Raw genomic sequence first — 3,677 nt, 5'->3', positions numbered from 1 at the left:
TAGTTGCCAGTCTTCAAAAACAGCGTATTCCAAATATGTTCTGCCACACAAAAAACACGAATTTCACAAGGGACTAGAACTTCACCTGCGGCGCTTCCTGTCGCTCCTTGGGAACTTCAAAGAAAGCCGCTTTTTCAAATCCGAACATCCCTGCAATCAAGTTAGTGGGAAAGCTGCGGATTTTTATATTATACACCTTTACGGTTTCGTTGAAACGGCGACGTTCCACGGCAATTCTGTTTTCAGTGCCTGCCAGCTCATCCTGAAGGCGGATAAAATTCGTGTTGGCCTTCAGCTCAGGATACCGCTCCACTACAACTAACAGTCGCGACAGGGCCGAGGAGAGCTGATTGTTCGCTTTAATCTTTTCGCCGATGGTTCCGGCGCCGGCCACCCTGGAACGGGCCTCTGTGACCTTGATGAAGACCTCCTTTTCATGCTTGGCATATCCTTTGACCGTCTCCACGTAATTAGGGATCAGATCATAGCGACGCTGCAGTTGGTTTTCCACCTGGGCCCAGGCGCCCTTGACCCCCTCGTCCATGCTGACGAGGCTGTTGTAAGTTCCCTTTAAATACGAAAAGGGAACCAGCAAAACAACGACAAGAACCACGACGACGATTAGCGCGTTTTTTTGTCCTTTGGTCATTGAACTGTCTCCTTCTCCAGCCTGTCCACGAGTTTCCACAACCTTTGCACTTCTCTCAGGTAGGCCTGAAACAATTTCATGAGTTCCGAGCCTGAGGGCTTCAACTTTTTTTGCTTGATGTCAAGGAGCTTTTCAAAAAGGGCGCTGTCCAGGTCAAAGGTCTCACATACCTCACTGATAACCTTGCGTTTATGACGTGGAAGTTCTTTGCCTTTAAGGTAAAGCAGCCCGTTAAAGATAGCAATAAAGGCCTGAATGGATTGCGAGACAAGCTGCTGGAGATACCTCCCCTTGCCTCCGGTCTCCAGAAAGGCCTCCCGCAGGAGCAACAGCTTGCCCTTGATTTCCCTTTCGCACTGCAACCTCAAGAAATTCGGGGCAAAAGCGAGATCACTCAGGATGTCCTTGCCATATACAAGTACGTGGCTATTTTGAAAATTCAGGTATTCAACGGGAAAGACGTCGAGTGACGTTCGAACGTAGTCCTCCGTAACAAACAAAGGGGTAGCCACGTTGCGCTTTTTCCACTTTGCGATAACCTCAAAGGTTTTGCCAAGGGAATCGATTCCGTTATCAGAAAGGACGATCATAAAGTTGATGTCTGACCTGTCGGCAACATACTCGCCGCTTGCCGCGCTTCCGTACAAAATAATAGAAACCAGGTCATCGCCAAAGATCTGCCTGTAATCATCGACAATGGAGGAAAATATCTCCTTTGGTTCTCTTGGTATCCTGCTCATGAGCTATACTCCTTGAAAGGATGCTTTCAAAAACCTCCCCCAGCCCCGCCGCCTCCGCTCAGACCACCCCCAAAACCGCCGAAGCCACCCCCAAAACCGCCAAAGCTGCCACCTAGGCCGCCACGGCCATAGCCCCCTCCATAGAATCCGCCGCCACGGCCGCCCATGAACATGAGCAACAAAAGCGGCCACATGCCGCCTCGTCTCCTACCCATGGAAAAGAGGAGCCCCAGAAAGATCAAAATGATCAACAAACCTGAAAGGCCGGAGCGCTGCTTCGGGGCTCTTCTGACAGGCCCCTGGCCTGTAAGGCCTACGCCCGCATCCTTTGCAATGATCTGTGCTATTGCAAGGGCGCCATTTAAGAGCCCTTCCCCAAAACGATCCTGCTTCAGATAGGGGGTCATATATCGGTCACGGATTTCCCCTGCAAGGCCGTCGGGAATTATTCCCTCTACACCGTATCCGGTCTCGATGCGCATTTTGCGCTCTTTTAGCGCCAGGAAAATAAGTACGCCACGATCTTCCCCTTTTTTCCCGATTCCCCATGCAGCATACAGGCGGTTTGCGTATTCGTTGTAATCTTCACCTTCAATGTCCGGCATGGTAACTACGACCACGGTGACACCTGTCTTTCTCAGAAGCTCGCCCGTCACCTGTGTCAGTTTTTGTTCATATTGAGGTTCAATGACGTCGGCAAAGTCATTGACAAGCCCTTTTGGTTTCGGGAATTCATCGGTCCCATGGCTTGCCGTCGATATGACAAGAGCTAAAAGGACAAAAGAGGCAATGCTGAGTGTTTTCCTCACTTCAAGATACCTCGTCTGCTCGTTAGGTGAAAATGCCGCCTGACACAAAATCTTGCCACACGGTCTGTGATAGTTTATATCATAATTGATCATTGAAAGAAACCTTGCTGGAAATTGCAATAGAATCTGGTGCGCTCATAAGCCATGAGACTCGGAATCGTCGGCCTTCCTGAATCAGGCAAATCCACGATCTTTCAAATAGTTACCAGCACCAAACCAGAACAGTGGGCCAAAAAGGGACCCGCGATAGGCACGGTTCGGGTGCCGGATCAACGGGTGGATGCCTTGCGCAAACTCATCAAACCAAAAAAAACCGTGTACGCCCGGTTGGAGTACATCCTCCCCCGCACGGCAAAGGGCCTTGCCCATGACGGAAAGCGAGACGAAGGCCTTTGGAGTGAGATTCGTCCTTCGGATGCCCTGGTCCACGTGGTGCGAAATTTTGATCAGCCCGGAGACCAGGCCCATCACCCCAGAGAGGACCTGATCAGCCTTGAAAGTGAGATGATCTTTGCTGATCTTGTCGTTGTGGAGAAGCGAATCGAACGTATCGGTATGGACAGAAAGCGTGGGAAAAAGACAAATGATGAGGAGCTGGGACTGCTGGAAGCATGCCTCAAGGTCCTTGAAGACGAGAGGCCCCTGCGGGACCGGCCTGAGCTGGCTCGGGCACCGCTTTTGAAGGGATATGCCCTTCTTTCCGCCAAACCGGTCCTGACCGTTTTCAACAATGGCGAGGAAAATGACGACATCCCGGCATGGGAAGGCCCCCCTGCCTTTTCCAATGCCCTGGCAGTTCGTGGAAAACTGGAAATGGAGCTCTCCGAACTCTCTCCGGAAGAGGCCGGAGAATTTCTCGCCGCTTATGACGTGGAGAGCCCTGCCGCGGAACGTATGATTCACAATTCCTGCGATTTGTTAGGTCTTGTTTCATTTTTTACTGTGGTAAACGATGAAGTGCGTTGTTGGTTGATCCCCCGAGAGACTACGGCCCTGGAAGCGGCCGGCGTGATCCACTCGGATATGAAAAAAGGCTTCATCCGCGCCGAGGTCCTGGCCTATGATGATCTGGTCGCTGCAGGCTCTTACCAGCAGGCCAAGAAGGAGGCCAAGGTCTGCCTTGAGGGAAAGGCCTACATCGTCAAAGATGGTGATGTCATCTATTTCCGGTTCAATGTTTAGGGTTCGCGAAGAAATAGGTTTACATTAAAATGTGAGGTCATTTTTGAGCGAGCCCTTATGCAAGGCCACTCCCACAATGCGGACCATTGACAAACAGGCCTTGTGTATTATGTTAATTTGATATGCTCAATCAAGACTGCGAATGCCCTTAGTGCTTCGATTCGCAACTACTGTAACGTAGTGAAAGATGTTAAGTTTGCGCATTTGCTTACTCAGCACTAAGTCCTGAGGGCTTCGACTGAGCTCAGCCGAAGTCTAAATAAATTCGTTATCGAATTTATGAATCGATGGACTTAG

4 protein-coding genes are annotated in these 3,677 nt (G+C 50.5%); 1 reads left to right on the top strand and 3 read right to left on the bottom strand.

What is annotated here, in order from left to right; genetic code table 11:
• Positions 1-73: 73 nt before the first annotated feature.
• Genes JW883_00020 through JW883_00010 form a run of 3 tightly spaced genes read right to left on the bottom strand, consistent with a single transcriptional unit; the run spans position 74 to position 2,291 of the window.
• Positions 74-649, bottom strand: coding sequence for a LemA family protein (locus JW883_00020; protein ID MBN1840655.1), 576 nt, complete (start codon positions 647-649; stop codon positions 74-76).
• Positions 646-1,389 carry a hypothetical protein gene (locus tag JW883_00015; GenBank protein MBN1840654.1) on the bottom strand — a complete coding sequence of 248 codons (744 nt, stop codon included), beginning with the start codon at positions 1,387-1,389 and terminating at the stop codon, positions 646-648. The genes JW883_00020 and JW883_00015 overlap by 4 nt, the downstream gene beginning before the upstream one ends.
• 26 nt (positions 1,390-1,415) lie before the next feature.
• Positions 1,416-2,291 (bottom strand): TPM domain-containing protein, encoded by an 876-nt coding sequence (locus tag JW883_00010; GenBank protein MBN1840653.1) that lies wholly within the window; start codon positions 2,289-2,291, stop codon positions 1,416-1,418.
• 51 nt (positions 2,292-2,342) lie between these two features.
• On the opposite strand from JW883_00010, the gene ychF reads away from it, so the two are divergent.
• Positions 2,343-3,380, top strand: a complete 1,038-nt coding sequence (gene ychF / locus JW883_00005) for a redox-regulated ATPase YchF (GenBank protein MBN1840652.1) — start codon at positions 2,343-2,345, stop codon at positions 3,378-3,380.
• Positions 3,381-3,677 lie beyond the last annotated feature (297 nt).

Source organism: Deltaproteobacteria bacterium, from assembly GCA_016930875.1.
Classification (GTDB): Bacteria; Desulfobacterota; Desulfobacteria; order Desulfobacterales.
The sequence above is the reverse complement of the archived record's forward strand: the minus strand, read 5'-3'. Positions and strand labels throughout refer to the sequence as shown.